The sequence below is a fragment of the Tenacibaculum ovolyticum DSM 18103 genome, assembly GCF_000430545.1.
GTDB classification, from domain to species: domain Bacteria; phylum Bacteroidota; class Bacteroidia; order Flavobacteriales; family Flavobacteriaceae; genus Polaribacter; species Polaribacter ovolyticus.
Window position 1 is genome coordinate 70,319 of sequence record NZ_KE387163.1, and the last position, 26,592, is coordinate 96,910.

22 protein-coding genes are annotated in these 26,592 nt (G+C 28.9%); 9 read left to right on the forward strand and 13 right to left on the reverse strand.

The window, feature by feature from the left end; genetic code table 11:
• Positions 1–24: 24 nt before the first annotated feature.
• Together H518_RS0110260 and H518_RS0110265 are read left to right on the forward strand one after the other, a co-directional pair.
• Positions 25–363, forward strand: a complete 339-nt coding sequence (locus H518_RS0110260; RefSeq protein ID WP_028888961.1) for a hypothetical protein — start codon at positions 25–27, stop codon at positions 361–363.
• Positions 364–1,195: 832 nt separating this feature from the next.
• A complete protein-coding gene (locus tag H518_RS0110265; RefSeq protein ID WP_028888962.1) occupies positions 1,196–2,923 on the forward strand; it encodes a thiol-activated cytolysin family protein in 1,728 nt (575 codons plus the stop codon).
• A gap of 89 nt (positions 2,924–3,012) precedes the next feature.
• On the opposite strand, the gene folD is transcribed toward H518_RS0110265, so the two are convergent.
• The 6 genes from folD to H518_RS0110295 form a co-directional block, all read right to left on the reverse strand.
• The gene (folD, locus tag H518_RS0110270; protein WP_028888963.1) at positions 3,013–3,891 is read right to left on the reverse strand and encodes a bifunctional methylenetetrahydrofolate dehydrogenase/methenyltetrahydrofolate cyclohydrolase FolD; all 879 of its coding nucleotides are present in this window, start codon (positions 3,889–3,891) and stop codon (positions 3,013–3,015) included.
• A 73-nt stretch (positions 3,892–3,964) separates the two neighbouring features.
• Complete coding sequence (gene ffh / locus H518_RS0110275; RefSeq protein WP_028888964.1) at positions 3,965–5,293, reverse strand: signal recognition particle protein; 1,329 nt, start codon at positions 5,291–5,293, stop codon at positions 3,965–3,967.
• Positions 5,294–5,402: 109 nt separating this feature from the next.
• On the reverse strand, positions 5,403–5,927 hold the full coding sequence (locus H518_RS0110280) for a DinB family protein (protein ID WP_028888965.1): 525 nt from the start codon (positions 5,925–5,927) through the stop codon (positions 5,403–5,405).
• A gap of 18 nt (positions 5,928–5,945) precedes the next feature.
• Positions 5,946–6,500, reverse strand: a complete 555-nt coding sequence (locus H518_RS0110285) for a DUF1572 family protein (RefSeq protein ID WP_028888966.1) — start codon at positions 6,498–6,500, stop codon at positions 5,946–5,948.
• A gap of 49 nt (positions 6,501–6,549) precedes the next feature.
• Positions 6,550–7,017, reverse strand: coding sequence for a peptide-methionine (R)-S-oxide reductase MsrB (gene msrB / locus H518_RS0110290; RefSeq protein WP_028888967.1), 468 nt, complete (start codon positions 7,015–7,017; stop codon positions 6,550–6,552).
• Positions 7,018–7,019: 2 nt separating this feature from the next.
• Positions 7,020–7,886, reverse strand: a complete 867-nt coding sequence (locus tag H518_RS0110295; RefSeq protein WP_028888968.1) for an alpha/beta fold hydrolase — start codon at positions 7,884–7,886, stop codon at positions 7,020–7,022.
• Positions 7,887–8,011: 125 nt separating this feature from the next.
• On the opposite strand from H518_RS0110295, the gene H518_RS0110300 reads away from it, so the two are divergent.
• Complete coding sequence (locus H518_RS0110300) at positions 8,012–8,824, forward strand: M48 family metallopeptidase (protein WP_028888969.1); 813 nt, start codon at positions 8,012–8,014, stop codon at positions 8,822–8,824.
• A gap of 67 nt (positions 8,825–8,891) precedes the next feature.
• The gene (locus tag H518_RS0110305; RefSeq protein WP_028888970.1) at positions 8,892–10,268 is read left to right on the forward strand and encodes an MFS transporter; all 1,377 of its coding nucleotides are present in this window, start codon (positions 8,892–8,894) and stop codon (positions 10,266–10,268) included.
• A 2-nt stretch (positions 10,269–10,270) separates the two neighbouring features.
• Here H518_RS0110305 and H518_RS0110310 read toward each other — a convergent pair whose 3' ends face one another.
• The 5 genes from H518_RS0110310 to H518_RS0110330 form a co-directional block, all read right to left on the reverse strand.
• Positions 10,271–11,221 (reverse strand): terpene synthase family protein, encoded by a 951-nt coding sequence (locus H518_RS0110310; RefSeq protein ID WP_028888971.1) that lies wholly within the window; start codon positions 11,219–11,221, stop codon positions 10,271–10,273.
• A 172-nt stretch (positions 11,222–11,393) separates the two neighbouring features.
• On the reverse strand, positions 11,394–13,016 hold the full coding sequence (locus tag H518_RS0110315; RefSeq protein ID WP_028888972.1) for an RluA family pseudouridine synthase: 1,623 nt from the start codon (positions 13,014–13,016) through the stop codon (positions 11,394–11,396).
• 44 nt (positions 13,017–13,060) lie between these two features.
• The gene (locus H518_RS0110320) at positions 13,061–14,833 is read right to left on the reverse strand and encodes an AMP-dependent synthetase/ligase (protein ID WP_028888973.1); all 1,773 of its coding nucleotides are present in this window, start codon (positions 14,831–14,833) and stop codon (positions 13,061–13,063) included.
• Between the two features lie 73 nt (positions 14,834–14,906).
• A complete protein-coding gene (locus H518_RS0110325; RefSeq protein ID WP_043706857.1) occupies positions 14,907–16,679 on the reverse strand; it encodes an AMP-dependent synthetase/ligase in 1,773 nt (590 codons plus the stop codon).
• Between the two features lie 113 nt (positions 16,680–16,792).
• Positions 16,793–17,575 carry an alpha/beta fold hydrolase gene (locus H518_RS0110330; RefSeq protein ID WP_028888975.1) on the reverse strand — a complete coding sequence of 261 codons (783 nt, stop codon included), beginning with the start codon at positions 17,573–17,575 and terminating at the stop codon, positions 16,793–16,795.
• A gap of 230 nt (positions 17,576–17,805) precedes the next feature.
• Between H518_RS0110330 and H518_RS19690 the strand changes: the two genes are divergently transcribed.
• From H518_RS19690 to H518_RS0110355, 5 genes are all read left to right on the forward strand, one after another.
• Positions 17,806–18,621 carry a hypothetical protein gene (locus tag H518_RS19690; protein ID WP_051263736.1) on the forward strand — a complete coding sequence of 272 codons (816 nt, stop codon included), beginning with the start codon at positions 17,806–17,808 and terminating at the stop codon, positions 18,619–18,621.
• 15 nt (positions 18,622–18,636) lie between these two features.
• The gene (locus H518_RS0110340) at positions 18,637–19,896 is read left to right on the forward strand and encodes a hypothetical protein (protein WP_028888976.1); all 1,260 of its coding nucleotides are present in this window, start codon (positions 18,637–18,639) and stop codon (positions 19,894–19,896) included.
• A 4-nt stretch (positions 19,897–19,900) separates the two neighbouring features.
• Positions 19,901–20,845 (forward strand): glycosyltransferase family 2 protein, encoded by a 945-nt coding sequence (locus H518_RS20520; RefSeq protein WP_028888977.1) that lies wholly within the window; start codon positions 19,901–19,903, stop codon positions 20,843–20,845.
• Positions 20,846–20,853: 8 nt separating this feature from the next.
• Positions 20,854–22,011 carry a phenylacetate--CoA ligase family protein gene (locus tag H518_RS0110350; RefSeq protein WP_028888978.1) on the forward strand — a complete coding sequence of 386 codons (1,158 nt, stop codon included), beginning with the start codon at positions 20,854–20,856 and terminating at the stop codon, positions 22,009–22,011.
• Positions 22,012–22,432: 421 nt separating this feature from the next.
• Positions 22,433–23,560 (forward strand): metallophosphoesterase family protein, encoded by a 1,128-nt coding sequence (locus tag H518_RS0110355; RefSeq protein WP_028888979.1) that lies wholly within the window; start codon positions 22,433–22,435, stop codon positions 23,558–23,560.
• 150 nt (positions 23,561–23,710) lie between these two features.
• Here H518_RS0110355 and H518_RS0110360 read toward each other — a convergent pair whose 3' ends face one another.
• The gene (locus H518_RS0110360) at positions 23,711–25,441 is read right to left on the reverse strand and encodes an AAA family ATPase (RefSeq protein ID WP_028888980.1); all 1,731 of its coding nucleotides are present in this window, start codon (positions 25,439–25,441) and stop codon (positions 23,711–23,713) included.
• Entirely contained in the window at positions 25,438–26,529 is a 1,092-nt protein-coding gene (locus tag H518_RS0110365) for a hypothetical protein (RefSeq protein WP_028888981.1), read from the reverse strand. The genes H518_RS0110360 and H518_RS0110365 overlap by 4 nt, the downstream gene beginning before the upstream one ends.
• Positions 26,530–26,592: the final 63 nt, after the last annotated feature.

The window sequence follows — 26,592 nt, forward strand, 5'->3', positions numbered from 1 at the left end:
GAAAGTCCATTTTAAAAAGAACAAATGAAGAGTTTTATAGAAAAAGAAAAAGGGAGTATTTTTTTAGTTATAATTGTTATGGTTTTTATAACTTCTTTAAGTTATAGTTTTTATAAAACTTCAATACTTTCTAGTAAAGGAAAGTTAAAACAAGGAAAAATTATTCGTATTGAAAGTAAACCAAGGTCACGTAATTCTTTATATTATGTATTTTATGTTAAAGGAAAAAAGTATACAGGTAATAAAACTGTAACTCTTTCTGAAGAAGGTAAGAAAAGGTATGGGAAAAAAAATAACACAATTAGTATTCTTTATTTACCTTCTAATCCTAACATTAATGAATTAGGTGCAATCAATAATTGATGCTGTTATTTTATCTCTTTTGGTAAAATTAGTAAAGGTCATTGATAATAAATTATCTTATTATAAAGTAATCGATAGTATCTAATTTGTAACTAGTACCGTTTTCGAGTAATTGCTAACATAGTTAAATGAAGAGTATATAAACTACCTTAATGTAAAAATTAAGATAGTTTTTTTTTATGATTATTATGACGAATTATTGGGTGTTGGTGCTGATAAATAATCATCTTAATGGTGTTGCTTTTGGTGTTAATTTATTTTTTTTTGATTTTATTGATGTTTTTAGTGGAAATTTAAGGAATATGATGTTGAATTACTAATTGGTTTGGTGCGAAATAGTTGTTGAAAGGAGTTTTTCTGCCCGTTTATTTCATGAAAATAGCAAATTTAAAAGAGGAGGTTTTCTATATTACATAGTTTTTTAAGTGGAAATTGTATTTAATGAATTGATTACAAGTGTTTATGGTTTTTATTGTAATTTATAATGATTATAGATAGTTTATTAGTGATGAAAGTGTAAATTGCTACAACAAGTAATTTAACCTTAAATATGATATACTAGTCATTTATAATTATGGTTTTTATTACTAGAAAATAAGAGATAGCATATCCCCTGAGTGCAATCGAACTGCATAATGAATCATATAATTTTGTAATATGTCATTTAGCTGTTTAAACACCCTATATTATTTATATTTCGTTACTAAGAGATATGATAAAAAGGTGTGATTTTCTTTGGTGTAATACTGTTTAAAACAATCGGTTAACCTGACTTGTTCCTTATTTTTATTTCAAATAAATTTTAATTAACGCATATAAATATATTTTCAATATGAAGAGATATACAGGTTTTAAAATACTTGCATTATGTTTAACAATGCTAGTATCGTGTAATGAAGAAGAGGCTTTTGATAATAAAAGTTTAAAAGCATCTAAAAGTCAATTTTTAAATGAGGATATTCCTGACGGAATTAGTAATCTAATAATTAAAGAGATTACCCAACAAAATGGAAGTCTAAGGTCTGAGGTTGAAACAAACTGTGTAGAGAAAGAGGTAAGCTTTGATAAAACGGACTCAGATTTTTTTCTGATTAATCCAAACGGAAGCTTATTATGGCCAGGTAATGTAGTAGGAGCAAGGTCTATTCAAGATGGAGCACCAACGTCTGTTCCGTTTTATGGTGAAGATAGAAACTCAATAGAGATAGGTTTAGATGTTATATCAGGTACATCTGCATCAACATCTACAGTTGTTCCAAATCCAACACCAGGCTCTGTAAGAAACGAGTTGAATAGAATTTTAGGAAACTACTATGATTCAGGAGCACGTTTTCCGGCAGCATTTGAAGTTTCTATAGAAAGAGTTCATAACTCAAGTGATTTACAATTTGCTTTAAAAGCTGGTTATTCAGGATCAGGAGTTGATGTTGCTGGTCAATTAGGAATTAATTTTAGTGATAAAAAAACACGTTATGTAGTTTCGTTAAAACAACGTTTTTTTACTGCTACAGTAACACCTAAGGCTGAATTAATAGGAGATAGAGGTTGGTTTAATACTAGTGTAACTCCAGAGGATCTTACTAATTATGTAACAGACTATAAGGATAATGTTTCAAATGTAAATATGAATCCAGCTTCTTATATCGAGTCTATAACGTATGGTAGATTATTTTCTTTAATTTATGAATCATCAGAAAGTGCTAGAGATGTGTCAGCGGCATTAAATTTTGCATACAAAGGAGCTATAGGTTCTGTTAATGCTGATGTTTCTACAAAGTATAATCAAACATTACAAAACACTACAGTAAAAGTAAAACAAATAGGTGGTGATGCACAACCTGGAATAACTGCAGGCTTAAGTGCAATGGCAGGTGATTTAAAAGCTATTAATACTTTCTTAAAAGAAGGAGCGAATGTATCTAGAACAAACCCAGGATACCCTATTTCTTATAAAGTAAATTATGTATCTAATAACTCTCCTTTTAAGGTTGTAAGTAATGTTAAGTATATACAAAGAGATTGTGAACTTGTTAGTAGAAAAAAAGTACGATTTAATCCACTAACAGTTTCTACTAATTATTGGGGGTACGATCATGGTACTTCTGGTTTAGAATTATTTGGAACATTAAGTGTACAAAAGTTTAATAAAGCTACAAATAGTTGGTACAGTATAGGTTCTTCTATTAATTGGGGCTTTAGTAATGAGCATTGGGTAAGAGATTTTTATAAATTTAATACCACAAAAAATATTTGGAATCGTAGTAAGTCTATCGATTTTGATGTAGATCAGGTAAATGGTGAACGCTTTAGAGTTGTATCAGTTGCTGGTGAAGCAGATGATAGTTATGTAGTTCAAAAAGATGGTGGTACTGCTGCTATTATATATGAATATAATGCAGAAAAGAAAGAGTGGACAGGTTATGATAGTCGTAATAAGTTAATTTCTGTACCAAAAAATAACGATGGTAGTTCATTTGAATTTTTAAATGCTATTGATGGGTATTATGGTGGAGAGTATGATAGAATATCTTTGAAATATAATATCTATTTCTTAGATTAAGAATACAATAGTTAAATGTAATAAAAAAAGGAGGTCTAGTAAATAGACCTCCTTTTTATTTATATAATACTCTTATAATTGAGTGTTTTTTATGAATCGTTTCTTTTACAAGCGAGTAATGTATTTTGTAATAACATTGCTATTGTCATTGGTCCTACACCACCAGGAACTGGAGTAATAAAGGCTGATTTTTCAGAAACCTCTTTAAAAGCAACATCACCAACTAAGCGGAAACCTCTCTTTTTAGAAGCATCAGCAACGCGAGTAATTCCTACATCAATAACAGTAACGTCATCTTTAACCATATCAGCTTTTAAAAATTCAGGAATCCCGATTGCAGCAATAATTATGTCTGCTTGTAAAGTAATTTCTTTTAAATTTTTAGTTCTACTATGTGTTAATGTTACAGTAGCATTACCAACTTTTCTTTTTTGGGCTAGTAAAATACTCATAGGACTACCAACAATATGACTACGACCAATAACAACTACGTGTTTACCACTAGTTTCAACATTATAACGATCTAACAGTTCTAAGATACCAAACGGTGTTGCAGAAATAAATGTAGGTAAGTTTAAAGCCATTTTACCAACATTAGTAGGGTGAAACCCATCAACATCTTTATCAGGATTTATAGCCATTAAAATTTTTTGCTCATTTATATGGTCGGGTAGTGGTAATTGTACTATAAAACCATCGATATCATTATCAATATTTAAAATAGCAATTTCATTTAACAATTCCTCTTCAGTTGTTTCTTCAGGAAGTCTTATTAGAGAAGATTCAAAACCTACACGATCACATGCTTTTACCTTTGCATTAACGTAAGTTAAACTAGCACCATCACTACCAACAATTACAGCAGCTAAATGTGGTGTTTTTTTATCTTGAGCTTTTAATTCTGATACAGCCTGAGCAATTTCTTCTTTAATGTCAGCTGATGTTTTTTTACCGTCTAGTAAAATCATTTGTTGTTATGTTGTTGGTTCTTGTTTATAGTTGTGTATATCTAAAAAGAGAAGCTTTCGCTTCTCTTTTATATTATTTCATTCCTTGCATCATTTGCATCATTTTTTTTCCGCCACCACCTTGCATCATCTTCATCATTTTGCTCATTTGGTTAAATTGCTTCATTAATTGATTTATTTCTTGTACCGATGTACCAGAACCTTTAGCAATTCTTTTTTTACGACTTGCGTTAATTGTAGTAGGAGTACTTCTTTCTAATGGAGTCATAGATTGTATAATTGCTTCAATACCTATAAAGGCATTATCGTCAATATCAACATCTTTTAAAGCTTTACCAGCTCCAGGAATCATTCCAACTAAATCTTTCATGCTACCCATCTTTTTGATTTGTTGAATTTGACTTAAAAAGTCATCAAAACCAAATTGATCTTTCGCTATTTTCTTTTGTAATTTTCTTGCTTCATCTTCATCGTATTGTTCTTGGGCACGTTCTACTAAAGAGATAACGTCTCCCATACCTAAAATACGATCAGCCATACGATCTGGGTGAAATACATCAATAGCATCCATCTTCTCACCAGTACCAATAAACTTAATAGGTTTATTAACTACAGATTTAATAGATAATGCAGCTCCACCACGAGTATCACCATCTAATTTGGTAAGTACTACACCGTCAAAATTTAAGATATCATTAAAAGCCTTTGCTGTATTTACAGCATCTTGCCCTGTCATAGAATCTACAACAAATAATGTTTCTTGTGGATTTACAGCTTTGTGAATGTTAGAAATTTCGGTCATCATTTCTTCATCAACAGCTAAACGACCTGCAGTATCAATAATAACTACATTTTTACCATTTGCTTTTGCATGCTTAATAGCATTTAAAGAAATTTCAACTGGATTTTTATTTTCTACTTCAGCATAAACTTCAACACCAATTTGTTCTCCAACAACTTGTAATTGATTAATAGCGGCAGGACGATAAACATCACAACCAACTAATAATACTTCTTTAGATTTTTTAGCTTTTAAGTAGCTAGCCAGTTTACCAGAAAAAGTAGTTTTACCAGATCCTTGTAAACCAGACATTAAAATTACACTAAGTGAACCACCTAAATTAATACCAACAGTGTCACCACCCATTAATTCAGTTAATTCATCTTTAACTAATTTTACCATCAATTGGCCAGGGTTTAACGTAGTTAAAACGTCTTGTCCTATGGCTTTTTGTTGTACTGTTTTAGTAAAGTTTTTAGCAATTTTAAAGTTAACATCGGCATCTAATAAGGCTCTACGAACTTCTTTTAGAGTTTCTGCAACATTAACTTCAGTAATTTTTCCGTGTCCTTTAAGCGTATGTAACGCTTTATCTAACTTTTCACTTAAATTATTAAACATGTATCGGCTTCATTTTTAGAGTGACAAATATAATAATTTTGTTGTTAGATGCAGTATTTTTTTAGGTACAGTTTATTTGAATTCTTATTTTAAAAGTAGAAAATTTAAATTAATGATTCTCTTTTAAAATATTTGTGTGATGTTCGGTGTGGTAAGCTGTCCACATAATAATTTCTCGAATGGGCATTTTTCCCATTAATGGATGTGGAAGAATTAATGTATCTAAATCTTTATTCTTAAAGTGTTGCGTTTTATATTGTAGTTTTTTGTTTTGTATTTTAAGTGTTGATATTAATTGAAAAAGATTCTTTTCTGAAGGCATTTTAACATTAATATTAAACATTTTAGCTTTCTCTTTATTTTTTAAAAGTTTGTCTTGATATCGTTTAACAATTTCGTTGTAAGAGCGAACTTCACGATTTGCTTTACCAAATTTATATCGTAATAAAAACTTAGGATAGTTTAATGCGCTATTTACTTTTTTTATAGAATCTACTAAATGAACTATGTGTTGTCCTGCGGTCCATTTATTATCAGGGCCATTAGTAAAAAAAACTTCCGGTTGATCTTTTATCCAATTAAACAATTGTTGATGTTTTTCTTCTAATACAGAAATTATAGCCTCTTTATCCATTCGTAAATCTTTTAATTATTATAAATCTTCCGTAAAATGTTTACGTGACTTTTCTATACTAAATTTTTTAGCATTGTATTCTTTAGAAGTTCCTTTAGCTACAGAAAGTGTTTGCCAATTCTTAGTTAACAATAACTTAGCTAAGAATACTATTTGACCAATATGATATGAATAATGGCACAATTGCCTATTTATAGCTTCGGTAATCGTATGTCCTTGGTTTCTGATATAAACAACTGTCTCAAAATTAGTGTTATTTATACTATTTAAGGCTTCAAATAAACATTTCCATCCGATCTCCCAATAGCCAATAACTTCTTCTTTGGTTGTAAATGAATTTACAAATTCATCATCTCTATTACGCCACTCTTTTTCACCATCTTCAGTTAAGAAATTTGTCCAACGAGAAAGCATATTACCTGAAATATGTTTTATGATAATTGCTATAGAATTACCTTCATTATTTAAAAGTCTAAAAAAATGATCATTATCTAGTTGATTAAAAGTTTTATTACCTAAAAGTTTATAGTATTCAAATTGTTTTTTTACACTTGATAAGTATGAAGTATCCATAAAAAAAAGCTGATTTTAGTCAGCTCTAAGTTACGTTATTTTAAATAAATTATTTTTTAGGTATAAACTTTAATGCAGCTCCATTAATACAATGACGTTTACCAGTAGTAGCTCTTGGACCATCATTAAAAGAATGCCCTAAATGACCACCACAAGTATTACACTTTAATTCGGTACGAGCATAGCCAATTTTATAATCTACATCTAATTCAACATTCTTTTTTATAGCCCTATCAAAAGCCGGCCAACCAGAACCTGAATTATATTTATGTTTAGATTCGTACAGAGGAGTCTTACAGGCTGCACAAACATAAATTCCTTTGCTATAATTTTTATTTAATGGACTTGAGTTTTGGTGTTCGGTACCAGCTTCTCTAAGAACATAGTATTGTTTTTTTGTTAAAAGAGTTTTCCATTCTTTATTTGTTTTTGAAACTTTGTACTTTTTTTTGCTTTGTGCGTTTCCTAAATGATTAGCAAGTATCGTTAAAACAACTACAAATAAAATTTTTTTCATGTTTATTGAGTAATAAAGGTTACAATTTCTGAGGTAACTTTTTTATTACGAAGTATTTTAGTGTGTCCTAAACCCTTTGTGATTATAAGTTTGCCCTCTTGTAAGTTTTGACGAATATTTATAGCACAACTTACAGGAACATCACCATCATTAGAATCATGAACAATTAAAGTAGGTATTTTTATTTTTTTAGCAACAATACTTGATGAATGAGAATCAATATCTTGTTGCCACCTTTTATCGAATCTTTTTTTAATTTTTTTCGCAACAATTGGTTTTGTTTTTAAATTCTTTGTAAAATTTAAAATAACATCAGAAATTTTATCAGCAGCACCAACAGTAACTAATTTTTTAATATTAAAATTAGTAGCAACACTATTATATAAGGTCATTCCGCCAAAAGAATGTCCTACAGCAGCTTCAAAAGGACCAAATTGTTTATCAATTTCACTAATTGTATCTATAAATTCGGGCATTGCAGTTGTTTTTCCTGAAGATTCTCCATGCGCAGGGCCATCAAAAGAAATAACCATATACCCTTTTTCTAATAGTTTGTCTGCAATCATGTATAATTGAGTACTTCTACCAGCCCAACCATGAACTAGTAAAACTTTCTTTTTTGAATAACCATAAGATAAAACTTTAATTTCTTTTGAAATAGAAGGTATATTAATTATCTTTTTTTGAGCACTCTCTAACATAACACTTTCTCTTTTAGGAGTTGAGAATTTAATAGGAGTTATGAAAATTTTCGCACCAAATTTTGCAGTTAAGCGTGTAGAGAAAAATTGTGTGAATTTAGCCAACGCTATAATCGGTTTTGGTATAACTATGCTTGGAGGAAATATGTTTGAATTATTAAAATTCATGAAAATTGATTTTTAGATAAAGATATAATTTGTAAATTTAAACTTAATAATGTTAATTAATATGTGACATTTTATTTTATTTGTGTCATAATTACATAACCCTATTTTAATAAAAACATTAAATAATGAAAAGAATCATAGCCTTAGTATTTTTAGCTGTATTTTTAGTAGAATGTAGTACAGTACCTATTACTGGTAGAAAACGACTTAATTTTGTAAATGATGCTCAAGTATTACCAGCTAGTTTTGCACAGTATAAAGGTTTTTTAGAAAAGAATAAATTATCTAAAAGCGTTACTAAATCAAATCAAATTAAAAGAGTTGGTAAGAAAATTTCTGAAGCAGTTGATCGTTTTATGAGAGCAAACGGAATGGTTTCTGAAGCTAATTCTTATAAATGGGAATTTAACTTAGTTGATGATAAAACAGTTAATGCTTGGTGTTTACCAGGAGGGAAAGTAGTTTTTTATACAGGTATATTACCAATTTGTGCAAATGAAGATGGGGTAGCTGCTGTAATGGGACATGAGGTTGCACATGCTTTTGCTAAACATGGGCAAGAACGTATGTCTACAGGACAATTACAACAACTTGGTGGGGCCGCAGTAGCTCTAGGAACAAGAAACAGTAAGAATGCAAAAGTTTTTAACATGGCTTATGGTTTAGGATCTCAAGTAGGAGTAATGTTACCTTTTAGTAGAAGTCATGAAACAGAAGCTGATAAGTTAGGATTAGTATTTATGCTTATGGCAGGTTATAACGGTGTTGAAGCTGCTGAAGTATGGGTAAGAATGAGTGAACGTACAAAAGGAAAAAAAGCACCAGCAGAATTTATGAGTACACACCCATCTAATCAAACTCGTATACAAACACTTAGAGCTTATTTGCCAGAAGCAAGACAACTAGCTGCTAAATACAATGTGCCTGGAAAAAAATAAAGAGATAAATATTTATATTATATTGCAAACCGTTCAATTTTTTGAGCGGTTTTTTTAATTAAGATATATGTATAAGAGAGGAGATAAGAAGTTAATTAATGCTTGGGCATTTTATGATTGGGCAAACTCGGTATATTCATTGGTAATTAGTACTGCAGTATTTCCGCTATATTATAGTGCTATAACAGATAATAAAACTGTTTCATTTTTAGGTATAAATTGGGAGCACCCAGATAGCTTATATACCTATGCAATTGCCTTTTCATTATTAATTGTAGCAATTATTTCTCCAATTTTATCAGGTATTGCTGATTATACCGGAAGTAAGAAGAAGTTTATGAAGTTTTTCTGTTGGATGGGAGGTTTATCAGTAGCAGCATTGTATTTTTTTGAAGGAGTAGATACCGTATGGGTAGGTATTTTGTTTACTATTTTAGCGAGCATAGGTTTTTGGGCAAGTTGGGTTTTTTACAATGCTTATTTACCCGAAATAGCATTTCCTGAACAACAAGATAGAGCGAGTGCAAAAGGTTTTATTCATGGATATGTAGGTTCTATAATTTTATTGTTAATAAATTTAGGGATGATTATGTTTCCTGAAGTATTCGGTTTTGATATAAGCATAAGTGAATATATAAAAGCAAATGGAACTGAATTAGAAATTGGAAAAGCAATAGATGAAGCAAAGGGAATAGCTTCCTCAAATGCGTCAAGGTTTTCTTTTGTAATGGTAGGAATTTGGTGGATTGGATTTGCACAAGTAACTTTTCGTAAATTACCAGATGATATTTATAACAAACAACCTGATAACGATTATATATGGAAAGGGTACAGGGAGTTACAAATTGTTTTTAAAGAAGTTTTAAATTATCCTGTATTAAAACGCTTTTTAGTAGCTTTTTTCTTTTTAAGTATTGGCGTGCAAACGATTATTTTAATGGCTGCTATTTTTGGATCTTCCGAATTAGGATTAGAATCTACAAATATGATAGCTACTATTTTATTAGTACAAATAGTTGCTATTTTTGGAGCATTTTTCTTTTCTAGATTTTCTGATAAATATGGTAATTTTACGGCCTTAAAAGTTACAATTGCTATATGGATGTTGGTTTGTTTTGTAGCATTTATGTTAGATGAAAAACAAGAAAATGTAACGCTTTATTTTTACGGATTAGGAGGTATATTAGGTTTAGTACAAGGAGCTATTCAATCATTAACCCGATCTACATATTCTAAACTATTGCCAGAAACTGAAGACCACGCTACCTATTTTAGTTTTTATGATGTTACTGAAAAGATAGCGATTGTTATTGGTATGTTTTTATTTGGATTATTAAATTCAATTACTAATTCAATGCAATGGAGTGTACTTTGTTTAGCTGTTTTCTTTTTAATATCATTTATTATTTTAAGTACTTTAAAGAAAACAAAATATGTAGCATAATTTTATAGCTTCATATCTTCAAATACATTTTCGGAATGCTCGTATCGTTTGGTGCTTTTTTGCCAATGATAACTAGCTGAAATAATAACATTTAAAGCATCAATGTATTTTAAAACAATAGATTGATGCAATGGAGCTAATAAAATACATTCTTGAGATGTTTGTTGTAAAGTAGTTTCAAATTCAGTATGAATAGTATTTACTTTAGTAATTGATTTATCTACTGCATCGTAGTAATTTTCAGCTTCATTAGAAATAAGATATGCGTTAATTAAATTGTAATTGCTATGCTTTTCTTTAGCGTAAGAAAAAAGATCGTTTGATAGCGCCCCAATTAAAGCACATTGTTCTCGTAATTTTATTATTGAAGGAACTTTGTTTATTATTTCTGGTGATATATAAATTGAGTGTATGTATTCAATTAAATCGATTACAGGAAACATTCCTCCAGTATATAGTCTTATAGCAATATATTCATCAACAGTTGTGTAGGGAATAGCTTTTAAAGAATAAGACAAATGCTCGGCTATTGATTGTGTATATTTATTAAAAAAATAAGACGGACTATCTTTTTTTATGATATCACTTATATAAGATATTGATTTGTAAAGTCTATCAATTTTAGAGTTAGAACTACACTTATATTGTGTTTTTCCTGTCCATATATCGAATATCATTTTAAAATCAGCTTGTACTTCATTACTAGTATCTTCACCAAAAAAATCATCAATAAAATATAAAACATCATAGGTAACAACAGCATTAATCATTTTATCTATAGGAGCATTAATATATAGATAATTAGTCATTGTTGTGTGATGTTTGTATAGATCATCATCAATAATGCCCATTTTTTTTGATATAGATTTTGCTTCTTTTAATATAGTTGTAGCTTCCTTATGTTTTTTAAGTTCTGTGTTTGATATCGTTAAGCAGGTAGATGTAAATTTCATAGTTTTTCTTATTCAAAATATATTTATTTCAATCTTTTAAAAATATATTAAAATGATTGGATGAGTAGAAATACTTTCCGAACTGTGCATTATACTTTCTAAACGTTAAGAAAGTATAACTTTATGTAGCTATTATAAAAAAGAATAAAAGCTAAAAAAGGAATAATTTCAGTTAAAAATTAACAGGTTCTGTAAATTCAATCCATTTTTTAGAAACAGGGTGGTTAAAACCTATTTTTTCGGCATGTAAATGTAACCTATCAGATGAGGCACCATATAAATCATCTCCAATAATTGCTGTATTTAAACCTAAGTTGTGTGCAGCATGAACACGTAATTGATGTGTACGACCAGTAATGGGGTAAAAATATACTTTTGTTTTGTTGTTGTTAACTTCAATTACTTCCCATTTTGTACGAGCAGGTTTTCCATGATCATTGCAAACTAATTGTTTTGGTCTATCATTTAAATCTACTCTTAAAGGCAAGTTAATTTCACCTTTTTTATTTGGTAGTATACCATCTAATAATGCAACGTATCGTTTTTTTATTATTCTATTTACAAATTGAACTTGTAAAGCTTTATATGTTTCTATATTTTTTGCAATTAGTAATATACCAGACGTAGCCATATCTAGGCGATGCACAACTAACGGACCAGTAGCATTAGGAAACATTTTTTTTATACGAAGGTATACAGAATCTTGAATTTCTTTTCCAGGTACAGATAATAATCCACAAGGTTTATTAATTACCATTAAAGAATCATCTTCAAATATAATTTTTAGCTCTTTTTTTTCTTGAAGCTGTACTAATAAAGGATTTTCATTAACATTTAAACCTTTAAGCATATGATTTAATATAGGTTTGCATTTGGTAGTACATGCGGTGTAATAGTATTTGTGTTTTCGAACCGCAGTAGCTAGTGGTTTTCCCCACCAAAATTGCGCCATACAAATAGGAGTGAAGTTATGTAAAAAAGCATATTGTAATAACTTAGGAATGCAACAATCACCTGAATTACTAGGAATATTTTGTGCAGAATCGTTAAATATATCTAATAAGTTTTTAGTTTCATTTTTGGCATTTAAAAACAGGTATTGTTTAAGTATTTGTTGTTTTCCAGATGCTGATACTGCTATTAATTCTTCTTCTAGTTGAATTATTTGCTGGTTATATTCTGTGTATTTTTTTTTTAAAGAAGCTACTTTATTATTTAAATAAACTTCATATTCACGAATATAAAATTCCTCATTTATATTAAGTTGATTGTTCTGTTTCCCTTGATTTTTTCTTTCTTTTCTTCGTTCTTTAATTTTCGTTTGTTCATCAATTATTAAAGACTCATGTTGTAATTTCTTTTTAAGATACTGTTTTTTAGTAGTTAAATAAGGCGCACTATTTTTTAAATTATCAAGTATTTGATTAATCTGTTTATGTTTTTCTTTTACTTCTAATAAAATATTTTGTTTATTTAAAGCATCATAAACTGGCGGAACAAAATGATTATGTGTTGTACTCTCTGAAATTTTACCAGAAAAAGCTGCTAAATAACCCAAAACACCTTTACTATTTTTAACAACTAATACACCAAACATTTTGCCTGAAGCATTTTTGTTATCAGTAGTATCTAAACCGAAATCATGCGAGAAGTCAGTTTGTATTTTTAAGTATTCTTGTAGCTCCTTTGCGGCTATTTTAGCTATTAAATTAGGAGTATAATTATATGGATAATCAAAGTTATTTGGTAAAGTAAGTGAGTTTACCTCATTTGTAAAAGAAATGAACTTATTCATAATTTAAAAAGAAAAAAGTGTTGCTTTCACAACACTTTATAATATTAACAGTTATAAATTTTATCGTATAAATCTTTATAAATTTCTTTAATAATTTTACGCTTCATTTTCATGGTAGGAGTAAGGTGGCCTCCATCAATAGACCATTCCTCGGGTGTTAATTCAAAACGTTTAATTTGTTCCCATTTCCCAAATTTTGAATTACAAAGAGAAACCTCTTCTTGAATACGTTCAATTACTTTTGGATTGTTTATTAAATCATCGTTAGTCTTAAAATCAAGATCATGTCTTTTTGCCCATTCTCTTACAAAACTGAAATTTGGCTGAATTAATGCTGCTGGCATTTTTTCACCTTCACCAATAACCATAATTTGTTCAATAAAACGTGATTGTACTAATTCTCCTTCTAATAAAGGCGGAACTACATATTTACCTCCAGAAGTTTTAAACATTTCTTTCGTACGACCAGTAATTTTTAAGAAACCATCTTTAGATACTTCTCCTTTATCACCTGTATAAAAGTAGCCATCTTTAATAACTTGCGCTGTTTTTTCAGGATCTTTATAATAACCTAGCATTACATTAGCTCCTTTTACTAAAATCTCACCTGTATCTGCAAATTTTAAATCTATTCCGTCAATTACTTTACCAACCGTTCCTGGTCTAAAACCATTATTACGAACATCATTTACACTAATAACAGGAGATGTTTCAGTAAGACCATAGCCTTCCATAACAGGCATACCTGCAGCAGCGAACATTCTTGTTAAACGTGGTTGTAATGCGGCAGAACCTGAAACCATTAATTTTAATTCTCCTCCCAAAGCAGCTTGCCATTTAGAGAAAATTAATTTACGAGCAATACTTAATTGTTTTTCATACCACCAACCGTTAGCACCGTATGGTTCGTATTTAAGACCTAAATCGATAGCCCAAAAGAATAACATCTTTTTGATACCTTTTAAATCAGTTCCTTTAGTATATATTTTATCATAAATCTTTTCATACAACCTAGGTACAGCGGTCATTACGTGAGGCTTGACTTCTTGAGCATTCTCACTCAATTTATCAATTGCTTCTGCAAAATATATAGAAACACCACAATATTGATATAAATATAATATCATGCGTTCAAAAATATGACAAATAGGTAAAAAACTTAAACCTCGCTCTTGTCCATATAACAACGGCACTCTTTTTTCACTAGATAATACGTTCGAAACAATGTTTCCATGAGACAACATTACGCCTTTAGGTTTTCCGGTTGTACCAGAAGTATAAATTAAAGTAGCTAAACTATCTGAAGTAACCGCTTTTTTACGCTCTTCAACTTCATTTTGATTACTTTTATCTTCACCAAGTGCTAGAACTTCGTTCCAACTTTTTTCATTAACGATATCATTAAAAGTAAATACTTCTTTAAGTTTAGTATTTCCTTTTATTTTATTCAATTTTTCTAAAATAGCTTCATCAGAAACAAAACAATAAGTAGCCTCAGAATGATTTAAAACATATTCGTAATCTTCTTTAGAAATTGTAGGATAAATAGGTACATTTTGTGCACCAGTTTGTAAAATACCAATATCACAAATATTCCATTCAGTACGGTTATTTGTTGAAATTACAGCAATCTTATCGTTAGGCTGCACACCTAAACGTAATAAACCTCTACTAATAGTATTTGCTTTATCAATATATTCGTTAGTAGATATTGATTTCCACTCACCATCGTATTTGGTTGTAAATGCTTTTTTTAAGTTATAAGTTTCTTGTTGATAATAGGGAAAGTCAAAAAGACGGGTAATTTCAATCGACATATGTTCATTTATTTTGCGTCTTGCAAATTAGGGAAAATAGCTTGATTTCACAAGTTTAACCTTAGTTGTTGATTTATTGCGGGTTATATATTTTTTTGCATAAATCGGTGTATTTTTCTAATATGATCTTACGTCTCATTTTTAATGTAGGAGTTAAATGTCCTGCAATAGTTGTCCATTCATCAGGTGTAATTTCGAAACGTTTTATTTGCTCCCATTTTCCGAATTTCTTATTATAATAGTCTATTTCTTTTTGAATTCTATTGATTAGTATCTCATCTGTTGAAAAATTATTAATTATATGACTATGTTTTTTTGCCCATTCGTTAACAAAATTGAACGAAATTTGAATAATAGCTGCTGGCATTTTTTGACTTTCACCAATAACCATAACTTGCTCAATAAAACGAGATTTTTTTAATTCACTTTCTAAAACAGCAGGAGCTATATATTTTCCTCCAGAAGTTTTAAATATTTCTTTTTTTCGATCAGTAATTTTTAGAAAACCCTCTTCATCTATTTTTCCGATGTCGCCAGTATGTAAATAACCATTTATAATAGTCTCGTTTGTTTTCTTGCTATCTTTATAGTAGCCCATCATAACGTTAGGGCCTTTTACTAAAATTTCTCCATCATCTGCAATTTTAACAGAAACATCGTCAATAACTTTACCTACACTACCAATTTTAAAGCCTTTATTACGCATATCTGTAACTGATATGGCTGGTGATGTCTCCGTCATTCCATACCCTTCAAAAATAGGGATTCCTGCAGCTGTAAAAACTTTAATTAATCGAGGTTGCATAGGGGCACTTCCAGCAACCATAAAATCTAAATTACCACCTAAAGCTTGCTTCCATTTAGAAAAAATAAGTTTTCTTGCTATTTTTAATTGTATTTCATATAGCCAACCATTCGCTTTATAAGGTTTGTATTGTTCACCTAATTTTAAAGCCCAAAAAAACAATTGTTTTTTTAAGCCAGATAAACCACTTCCTTTATCAACAATTTTATCAAATACTTTTTCTAATAACCGAGGTACTACAGCCATAAAATTAGGCTGTATTTCACGAAGATTATCACCAATTTTATCAATACTTTCTGCAAAATGAATTTCAAAGCCCATATACTGGCAATAATAAGATGCTGCTCTTTCGAAAATATGAGAAATAGGCAAATAACTCATGGCAATATTCTTATTGTCATGTAAATTTATATGTTTACCAACAGCAAAAACATTACTCACAATATTTTGATGAGAAAGCATTACGCCTTTTGGTATTCCCGTAGTACCAGATGTATAAATAATAGTGGCTAAATCAGATGGTTTTACATTGTCTTTTAATCTAGAAACTTCCTTTTGTAACATACTATCGCTACCTAGAGATAAAAAAGAATTCCAGCTATAATTAGTCGGAATTTCTTCAAAAGTAAAAACCTTTTTAAGTTGCGTCTTCTCTTTTATAGCCATTACTTTCATATATAAATCGTTGTCTGAAACAAAACAATAAATACTGTCAGAATGATTTAAAACATAGGCATAATCTTTTTCAGAATAAGTAGGGTATAAAGGAACATTTATTGCACCTATTTGCATAACTCCAATATCTAAAAGATGCCATTTAGGTTGGTTTGTACTGGTAATAACTGCAATTTTATCTCCTGGTTTTATACCTAGCGCTAACAAAGCAAGACTTATTGTATTCGCTTTATTTATATACTCTTTAGTGGCTATATTTATCCATTTTCCGTCTTTTTTTGATACAAAGCACTTTTCTTGTGGATAGTGTTTTAATTGGTGGTATGGAAAATCAAAAAGGCGTGAAACTTTAGTAGATATATGCATTTGGGGGTGTTTTGCATAAATCTATAAAAAAAATATGATATCTAATTATTAAAATTCTTTAAAGTGTTGTAACGGGGTGTTTTAGTTTGTTTTTTAAGAATGTGTGTTATTAATTAAGAGATAGAGTTTATGTATTTAATCGTTTTTTCATTAAATACAGTTGCTTTTTCAACATTAACAACATGCCCACACTTTTGTAAAACAACCAAAGTAGCATTTACATGTTTTTCTACAATATTTTTTATAGATGGTAAAAACAAATGGTCTTCATCGCCCATAATGTATAACGTAGGTATTTTAAGGTCTTTCATTCTAAATAATCGCAATAAAGGATTAATTTCTGCTGTTAACTTAAACCAACGTATAAATTCTTTTTGATATAGTTTCTTTGCCTCATTAACAAATAATGAGCGTGAATCTTTGTGATTTTTATTAGGCATAATTATAAAAGCAAAGAGCTTGTATAATAGCATATAGGGTACTACCGATTTAAATAGATTACCTACAAAAATTAAAAAACGAGAGCGCAAGTTAAACTTAATAATTGCACCACCCATAATCATACTTTTTACTAAGTTTGGTTTTTTCTCTGCAAGGTTTCTAATTAAAATAGTACCTAAAGAAATACCTACAAAATGCGAACTTTTAATTTTTAAATGATCTATAACCTCTACAATATCTTCTGTAATAGCATCAAAAGTGTACTTTTTATCAAAAGGAGATTTTATAATAGATTTACTATCTCCATGCCCACGTAGATCTAAAATTAAAACATTAAAATGTTTCTTAAAATCTCTAAGTTGCTTATACCATATACTACTGCTTCCGCCAGCACCATGCACAAATGTTACCCATTGGTTAGATACAGCGTGCTCATAAGAATAGTAGTTTAACAAATTATAAAATATTTAAAATTCAAGCAAAAGTAAATTAATTATACAACTTTACTTATTTTTTTATTATTAAAAAATAAACTAGCGGGCTCTCGTTCCTAAAATTAATACGCTTAAGGGTTTTTCTTGCTTAAGAATTAGATATAATCTTAATATAGCTATTGTAAATATTTAATTAGCTGCCAATTGTTAGTTAATTAAGTAAAAGAATAACTAACCTAAAACTAATTAAGATGAATTTAATTTCAATTATTTTACCTGTAATAGATCAAATGAAAGATTCGCATCTAAAAACGCAATTAACTACTTATTTTCCTTTGCAAGAAGAAAAGTTTTCGATGATAGAAGCGTCTTTTAAATCTTTAACTATTCAAAAACAACCTAAAGAAACACTTAATTCGTTTTTTAAAAGTTGGAGTCAGACAAATAATAGTGCCATGACAGTTGCGGGTTTAAGTAATAGAATGACAATGCTTATTCATAAAAATAAAGAAGTTAAAAGTGAACACGATTTATTTAAATCGGTGGCGAGTCTTAATAGAATTGTTGATGAAGATTTAGCCGTAGTTGGTCGAGTTTTACATTCAAAATTATTTTACACGATGGCTACTAATATTGCAGGAGATGATTCTTGGCTTTCAAATAAGTATTTAAGTACTGAAGCAATTGCTTTTAAAGCCTGGAAGGATAAAAATTCTCTTAGAAATAAAGATATTATGATTGGATTATTAACAACTCTTGTGCATGAAATATATACGCATGGTGAGGTTGAGTTTATTATTCCTTTATTCGAAAATTGGTTAGCAAAAGAAAGTGACTTATCAGCAGAAGAAATTGATGTTTCGTTAGCTTGGATAAGAGTTCATTGTGGCCCAACAGAAAAAGACCACTTTTTTCATGCTGTAGATGCTGTAAATTCATACGCAAAGGCTTTTGAAATAAATATTAAGCATTATGATTTAAAACAAATAATTGAAGATTATTTAGAGTTAAAATCATCGGTAATGAATGTGCTAAATAAAGAGGTTTTAGTAGCCGCTACTTTTTAACTAAATAAAAATTGTATGATAAGAAGTTCGTTTAAAAAGAAAAAAACCGAAGACTATTCCATCTTAAATAAAGAAGTAAATCAAGAAGATTTTACTTTTTTATTAAAAGAACAAATAGGTACTATTTCACATGATTTAGAAAAGTTTTTGGTTAGCCCAATAATGATAACCACTATTGAAAGAAACAAGTATTCTCGCTTAAGTAGTTTACTTAATGAAGTGTTTGAAAAGGTAGTATTAAATTACTTTAAAGATAAAGATATTCGAGAAACATATCGTTTAGATGCTGGGTTAGAATCTATTTTAAAACTAACAGAAGGTGCTCCTTATAAAGTTGGTATGTATCGTCCTGATTTTATTTTTGATAAAAGAGGCGTGCCAAAAATATGTGAGATAGGTTGTAGGTATCCTATTAATGGTTGGATGATTAGTTATCATGTAAATGAAGTTTTAAGTAAGTTAGAAATATTTACTAAGCATAGTAATGTAATACCAGAGCAATTAGACTTTATACCAACTATTTTAAAAGATTTAGATATAAATAAGACCTTGTTTTACGTACATGATAAAGAAAAAGGGACAGAAGCACATTCTTTCTTTAAGAAATTATCAGAAAAAGGTTTTTCTATAGCTGATATATCATTTAACGATTTAAAACTTGTAAATGGTGAATTAGAGGTAAATAATGAAAAAGCAGTACAGTTTATTCTAGAAATGGATAGGGAAGAGCTAAAAAATAAGAATCCTGAAATTTTAAAAGCTTTAATAAAAGCTGATACCTGTATAAATGACCTACGCTCTATTATTTTGATACATGATAAACGTATTCTTTCTGTTTTATACAATGAGGCGATTATGACAAGGTATATTAGTGAAGAAGATTATGTTTTTTTAAAGCAATTTTTAATTCCATCATTTACCTTAAACTCAAAAAAAATAAGAGACCAATTAATTAACGCTGATCAGAACAATTGGATTTTAAAAAGAAGTAGTGGTGGTAGAGGTATAGGAATGTATGAGAAAAATAATTGTTCAGAAAGTCTTTGGAAAAAGGTGGTTACTGAGCAATGGGCAGATTATATGGTTCAGGAATACATAAGTCAAAAAGAATTGAATATAAGCTATAAAGGAGATAAACAAACAATAAATGTTGTAGGTATGTTATTGGCTTATAATGAGCAATCATTTGGATTAGGAATCTATAGAGGTTCAACAGAAAGTATTATAAATGTACATAGTGGAGCTTATGTTTTCCCTAGTGTAATTGCTGTTTAAAAGAATGAAATTTTCAATTGTAATACCCTTATATAATAAGGCTTCGTATATTAAAGAAACCTTACAATCATTAGTCGAACAAACAAAGTTGCCTTATGAAATTATTATTGTAGATGATAAAAGCACAGACAATAGTTTACATATTGTAAAAACGTTTTTTAAAAATCTTCCTTTACATTTAAATAAGATAAAAGTTAAAATTATTGAGTTAGATAAAAATAACGGAATAGGCTATACGAGAAATAGCGGTTTTTTAGCCGCAACAGGTGATGTTGTTAGTTTTTTAGATGCAGATGATTTGTATACTGATGATTTAATAAAAACAGCAAATGTTTTGATGTCATCTTATAGTATTGATCTTTTAATACTAGGAATTCAATTTTTTCCAAGTAATGAAATCTATCCAAAAATTAATAAAATAAAAGATGAGCTTACACAAATCTCTTCAGTTATCTCTGTTACTTCAAATGCATATTGTATTAACGAGCCATTAAAGTTAATTACTTCTGCTAATTTTTATATGGGAGTAGGAAGTAATGTTATGTTAAAAAGAACACAAGGAAGAGCTATAAGTTTTATAGAAGAGCCTATTATTTATGAAGGAATAGATTATTGGTACAGAGTATTGCGAAGCGTACTTACAAAAGGAAACAGTAAAGTAGGTTTACTAATGGGAGCGCATTTAAAAGTAAGAGAAGTGTTTGGAAGTGCCTCTAGAAAGCGATATAATAATTGGCGTGAAATAGATTATCCGCCAGTACTTACTAGATTTAAAAGTAGTACAGATTATTATGATAAAAGATTAAAGAGCGTGGTGGCTACACGTTGGATAAACCATGCTTTGTTAAGTATTAACTCTTTAAGTGAAAAAATAATATTCATTTTAAAATATAGAGGGTTGTTTTTTAAGACACTGCCATATTTTTTAATGCATAAATTAAAAAAATAAGGAAAGTTATGATAACCGAAAAACTTACTTCACATTTTGCTATTGTAAAAAAATCTGAGCTGTTTAAAGAGTATTATAAAAACGTAAATAAAATATCAGAAATTGTTCCTTTAGAAAAAAATGAATTACGAGAGGTCTTAAAAAAACATTTTAATCTTCAAAAAGAAACCAAAGGAGTTTATTTAGTGCGTTCTGGCGGTTCCTCTACAAAACCACTTATTTTTCCTGTAGATATACAAGAAAACTTATATCAGCGTAAACTATTAGCCATCGAATTAGTAAAATATGGTATGTTTTCTTCAAAAACGATTGCTATTAATTTATTTAGTTACAAAGGTATGTATCGTACAGCTGCTATTGTAGATGATATTTTAGAAAAATGTGATGCAACAACAATATCTTTAGGAGCTGCTTCTTCATTTGAATTGGTGTTTAATTCAGCCACACAATTTAAAGCAAATATGCTTATGGGAACGCCCTCTAAACTTACGTTGCTTGCTAAGTATATAATTGATAATAAACTGAATTTAGCAATAGAAAATATAATGTATGCTGGGGAGTTTTTATTAGAATCACAAGCTAAATTATTAAAAAAGGCATTTAAAAATAAAAAGATTTATTCTTTATATGGATCTGCTGAAACGGGTATTTGGGGATGGTCAACTTATTCTGAAAAAGAAACCTCTTTTGAGGTATTAGATGCTGTTATTATAGAAATTGATAAAAAAAATGAACAAAGCAGTGGGGAAGTAGTTGTAACCAATTTACTAAGAAAGCGTTTTCCTGTTTTTAGGTATTTAATGGGCGATGTTGGGCAATTAAACTATACAAACAATAAACGTACTTTACTATTAGAAGCTAGAGCAGCTACTTCTTTTTCGGTAGATACAGAAGCTTATTTTTTAGATGATTTTAATTGGCTTCTTGAGTTTGTAGATCGTTATCAAATTCAAATAGCTGCAAAATCAATAGTAAAAACGGAGATTACTTTTTTATTGATAGCAGAAGATCAATCATTAAAAGCTGAAATAAGAAATAAATTAAATCAGATTTTTGATGTAAACGCTGAGATTATTACGCTTTCTTTAAATTTTGTAGAAGAATCTGCTTTATATATAAACAACACCACCTCAAAAACACCAACATTTGTTGATTTTAGAAATTAAAATCTTTAGTATAAAAGATAAGAAAAAGGTGTCAGTTCGAGTGAAATTCTGGAAGGATTTAGTATCGAGAACAACATTTTTCGTTTATAAATTATAGAGGTCAGTAGTTAATTACGTATTGTATAATATGCCTAATGTGTTAATATATAGTGTGTAATAAGTAAATTACTTGTCTGTTCGAGCGCAGTCGAGAACTTTTAGATTATTGTAAATAGGTCTCGACTGCGCTCGACCTGACATTGTTAATCTAAAATTTACTTTAGAAATACGTATCTATCTACTGAGCTCTAATAAATTATATTTCTCGATACAATTTTCTATCAAAAATCACTCAAAATGACAATTTAAAAGTCAAATTTTCTCTATAAAAATCACGTTAAAGTAAGTATCTTTAAATAGTAACCAAACCAACTAACATTTTATGAAACTAAAAGGAATATTAATACTGTTACTAGTAATAACGCTAGTTAATTGTAACGGTAAGAAAAAAACAAAAGTTGCTACTAAAAAAAGTAAAGTAGTTATACAACAACAACAAGATTCGGTAGTATTTAGCTTTACTTTTTTAGGCTGTAACAGGGTAGATAGAAAACAAGAAGGTGATAGTACTGCAACCAATGCTTCTACAGCAAATTTAACTGCAATGAAACGAATTTGGACAGAAATTGCTGCTTTAAAACGCAAACCAGATTTATTTTTCTTTTTAGGGGATATGGTTTTGGCAGAATCGACCACCACTAAATTAGAAAACCAGTTAATAGCATGGAAAAAATTATATTACAATACCTATTTTAGCCCTATTAGTACTTCTAATATAGAAATGGTTGCTATACCAGGAAATCATGAAATGTTGTATTGGCATGATTACAACGTACCAAATCATGATGAATGGCCTTTAAAAGGAGCTACAGAAATTTGGATGGAGCACATGGCTGAATATATGCCTAAAGATAGAGCCATTGTAAAAGGAAAAGATAGTATTAATAATCAAATGACTTTTGCATTTATTCGTAAAAATATAGGGTTTGTATTAATGAATACGGATACTTACAATGCGCCGACTAAAGAAAACCCTTATGGTTTAGAAGGGCAGATTCCTACAGATTGGATTGTTAAAAAAGTGGAAGAATATAAGAGGAACCCTAAAATTGATCATGTTTTTGTATTAGGGCATAAACCATATTATGTAAGCGGTAAACCTGAAACTGGACACGCTGGTTTTCCTGAAGGGCCTGTTTTGTGGCCAAAATTGGTTGAAAATAGGGTAGTAGCAATGTTATCGGCACATTTACACGATTATCAACGAATGCAGCCAGGTAATGAAGGTACGTATCAGGTAATTGCAGGGAATAGTGGAAGTCCTGGTTCTGCTACATTTTTCGGCTATTCTAAAATTGATGTTATGAGTAATGGCGAAATTAAGTTGAATTCTGTAGGTTATGATAAAGGGGATCCTTATTATAAAAATATGCCAGACAGTCCATCTACAATTAGAGATCAAACAGTATTAACATGGAAACAAAATACAAATCCATATAAAAATAATTAAAGGCTGATTATAAGGTTATATTTATCTATTTTTAAAAAAATATAAGCTCAAAAAATATTGAATGATATTCTTTGAGCTTAGTTTTTATTGTGTGGAATTAATGAATAATTTGTTTGTTTTCACCTCAGTTCTTTGTTAGCTGTAGTATTTTTATATTGTTTCCATAATTTCATATGTTTCAGAGATTAATGCGGATTGAGAATTGTCATTTTCAATTAATAATGATTTTTCTTCTGTTCCATTTCCTATACAAATCATATGAGCATTGTCTTTGAAAATTTCATTCTTATATTGTTCTATGTGTGAATCAATATTTTTATCATCTGCTATTGATAAAATTGTTTGTGTATCTGTAGGGAAATTAGAGTTAATAAAATTCAATATTTTTTCTTTATTACCACCTTCAATATCTTCTTTGAATATACTGTCCAAAATAAAAGGAAGTCTATGTATTCCTTTAGTTTTAGTTAATAGTTCATTAAAAGCAAAGTGATAACTTAATAGAGCTAAATGTAATTGAACACCTTGAAAAGGAAAACTTGAAATTTCATATAACTTATTAAATCTTTCTTCTTCTAAATTTGGTACTCCTAAACTGATATTATTTTTAATGTATGCAGATTTAAAAATTAGATTCTTTTTTTCTCTTGCAAAATAAATTTCTTCTTCAGTTTTGTATTCTTTTAATTTGAATTTTAACTTGTCAATTTCTAATTTTAATGTTCCAATTTGTTTAATCAAATTATCATAAAGTTGGATGTTTGCTTTGTTTTCAATCCAATTTTCTAAAGTTATTTTGTTCTCTGAATATTTATTAAATGTGCTATACTCTTTATTTATTTCTATTTGAGCTTTCTCTATTTTCTTATTTATAGAATTTACTTTAGATTGAGAGTTCTTGATTTTTTCTTTAAGTTCACTTTGTAATGAAATAGTATCATTTTCTTCTTGGAAAAACTCATAAATTTCTTCAATGTTTTGAGGTAGAATTTGCGTACACGTAGGACAAGAATCTTCTCCTGGGAATTGGTTTTTATGGTTTCTTTTTACTTTAGAAACTACTGAAAGTCTTTGATTGTAAAAAGTTAATTTATTAGATTCATTAACATAATCTTTTTCTAAAGTAATCAAGTCACTTTTGTTATTTGATAAAGAAATTATTAATTCATTCGCCTTACCAGCAAGAGAATCATTTATTATTTGAGAAACTTCTAATTCTTGATTTTCTTTTTCTACGTCAGAAAAGAATTTCATTTGTTGTTGTAAGTTTCTTAATTCATTCTCGATTTTTCTTTTTTCTTCTCTGTCAATTACATTTTCGATACCTAAATAATAATCTAAAAAATCTTCTTTAAAATTTTTGTAAAAAGTCAAATTACTAAATGATTTTCTCAAATAAACCCAACCTACATCTTGTGAAACGTAGTAAGGTAAAAACAATGTTTCCATTGGAGCTTCTGAAATACCACTATTAGATTCTAAAAGTAGATTAAAGTCAAATAAGCTATTAAAATATTTTTTTAATTTTAGATGTTCAAAAGAATTGTCGCTACCAATTCCATTAAAGCGAATTACCTTAGAGTTTGTATCTTTAATTATTAAAGTTTCATCTTGACGAATGAAAGTAAATTTTAATTTTTCACTATTTTTTGTAATTATACAATCTAATCTAACAAAAATTTCCTCCGTTAATATTTCAGAAAGTTTGATTTTATTATCATTTATACCAAATGCATAAAGAATGAGTTGAATTAGAGTGCTTTTTCCAGCCGTGTTTTTTCCATATATAACATTTAGTTTATTTTCAAATGTTGTAAAGAAATATTTATCATTCAATTCACTGTATACTAAAATATCCTCTATCTCTAATTTTACGCTCATATTGTGCTTTTAATTTCTATAAAACCAGCAGATACAATTGCTTTCAATTGTAAGTCTCTTAAAGTTGTAGTTTTTGTTTTATTAAATTCAGTATAAAACTCTAAAATACAATCTCCTTCATCATAATGTTTGCCAAAAATTGATTTGTTCTTTTCGATAAAATCAAAGATTTTTTTATGTTCGCTTTCGTTTAGGTCTTTAAATTTATCAAAACTGTTTAGGTAATGTAATTCAAATTGAGTTCTATCAAGGAAAGTTATTTTCAAAGCTTTACAAATTTCTTTTTCTTTCTCTCTCCAAAAATCATAAGCAAGCTTTCTTTTAGTAAGAACATTAAATACTTTATGAATATCTTTAGATTCTATTCTCTTTGTTTTATCGCTTAAAAGAGCAAGACCTCCTTGATTAAATTTAGATTCAATACTTTTTAGATAAAAAAGTAAAGTATCAATAGCGGCTTTATGGTCTTCTATATCATTTCCGAAGATAACTTTTGACTTACCATATAATTGCTCTATTTGATTTTTAGGGGTTCTTGTAATATCTACGAATTTTAAAGAAAGTGTTTCTAAATTAATTTCGTCAATTTTTGAAAAAGTAACATCTTTATTACCTTTTAATATTTTATTTTTAATATTAACATCTATGTCTGAATACTTAACATTAGCGTTTGTTTCATTAATAGTTTCTGTATATGTTACATCTTTTATTTTATCACTTTTTAATTCAATAGTATTGTTTGTGGCAAAATAATTTGTTTGTGAAAATGAAGTGGATTTTGGAATTGGGTCATTGGTTATTGTTTGACTTACTTCCGTTATTTTTTTTAATATTTCAAGTAATTTGTTTAAAGACCATTTATTTGTGGCTTTTTTTGCTTGAAATGTCTCAACTTCTTCAAGTAAATTATTATCATCAATGTACCCAAATACAATATCTTCTAAATGCTCTAATATTATAAAATATTTTTTATCTTTTATTGTTTGATAATTATCTAAAAGTAAATATAAAGTACAGTGTTTTTGGAATTCCATTCCTACATTGGTCTGAACACCTGAATTAACTGAATTATTTGTGTTTTTTGTCATTTAGTTCGAATGTTGCTTCATATTACAGCTAACGTTCCGTGTATGGTGACGTAGCATCCCAAA

Excerpts from the sequence above, each read along its gene's own strand:
- H518_RS0110260 (WP_028888961.1), top strand. The coding sequence starts at position 25 with ATGAAGAGTTTTATAGAAAAAGAAAAAGGGAGTATTTTTTTAGTTATA.
- H518_RS0110265 (WP_028888962.1), top strand. The coding sequence starts at position 1,196 with ATGAAGAGATATACAGGTTTTAAAATACTTGCATTATGTTTAACAATG.
- folD (WP_028888963.1), bottom strand. The coding sequence starts at position 3,891 with ATGATTTTACTAGACGGTAAAAAAACATCAGCTGACATTAAAGAAGAA.
- ffh (WP_028888964.1), bottom strand. The coding sequence starts at position 5,293 with ATGTTTAATAATTTAAGTGAAAAGTTAGATAAAGCGTTACATACGCTT.
- H518_RS0110280 (WP_028888965.1), bottom strand. The coding sequence starts at position 5,927 with ATGGATAAAGAGGCTATAATTTCTGTATTAGAAGAAAAACATCAACAA.
- H518_RS0110285 (WP_028888966.1), bottom strand. The coding sequence starts at position 6,500 with ATGGATACTTCATACTTATCAAGTGTAAAAAAACAATTTGAATACTAT.
- msrB (WP_028888967.1), bottom strand. The coding sequence starts at position 7,017 with ATGAAAAAAATTTTATTTGTAGTTGTTTTAACGATACTTGCTAATCAT.
- H518_RS0110295 (WP_028888968.1), bottom strand. The coding sequence starts at position 7,886 with ATGAATTTTAATAATTCAAACATATTTCCTCCAAGCATAGTTATACCA.
- H518_RS0110300 (WP_028888969.1), top strand. The coding sequence starts at position 8,012 with ATGAAAAGAATCATAGCCTTAGTATTTTTAGCTGTATTTTTAGTAGAA.
- H518_RS0110305 (WP_028888970.1), top strand. The coding sequence starts at position 8,892 with ATGTATAAGAGAGGAGATAAGAAGTTAATTAATGCTTGGGCATTTTAT.
- H518_RS0110310 (WP_028888971.1), bottom strand. The coding sequence starts at position 11,221 with ATGAAATTTACATCTACCTGCTTAACGATATCAAACACAGAACTTAAA.
- H518_RS0110315 (WP_028888972.1), bottom strand. The coding sequence starts at position 13,016 with ATGAATAAGTTCATTTCTTTTACAAATGAGGTAAACTCACTTACTTTA.
- H518_RS0110320 (WP_028888973.1), bottom strand. The coding sequence starts at position 14,833 with ATGTCGATTGAAATTACCCGTCTTTTTGACTTTCCCTATTATCAACAA.
- H518_RS0110325 (WP_043706857.1), bottom strand. The coding sequence starts at position 16,679 with ATGCATATATCTACTAAAGTTTCACGCCTTTTTGATTTTCCATACCAC.
- H518_RS19690 (WP_051263736.1), top strand. The coding sequence starts at position 17,806 with ATGAATTTAATTTCAATTATTTTACCTGTAATAGATCAAATGAAAGAT.
- H518_RS0110340 (WP_028888976.1), top strand. The coding sequence starts at position 18,637 with ATGATAAGAAGTTCGTTTAAAAAGAAAAAAACCGAAGACTATTCCATC.
- H518_RS20520 (WP_028888977.1), top strand. The coding sequence starts at position 19,901 with ATGAAATTTTCAATTGTAATACCCTTATATAATAAGGCTTCGTATATT.
- H518_RS0110350 (WP_028888978.1), top strand. The coding sequence starts at position 20,854 with ATGATAACCGAAAAACTTACTTCACATTTTGCTATTGTAAAAAAATCT.
- H518_RS0110355 (WP_028888979.1), top strand. The coding sequence starts at position 22,433 with ATGAAACTAAAAGGAATATTAATACTGTTACTAGTAATAACGCTAGTT.
- H518_RS0110360 (WP_028888980.1), bottom strand. The coding sequence starts at position 25,441 with ATGAGCGTAAAATTAGAGATAGAGGATATTTTAGTATACAGTGAATTG.
- H518_RS0110365 (WP_028888981.1), bottom strand. The coding sequence starts at position 26,529 with ATGACAAAAAACACAAATAATTCAGTTAATTCAGGTGTTCAGACCAAT.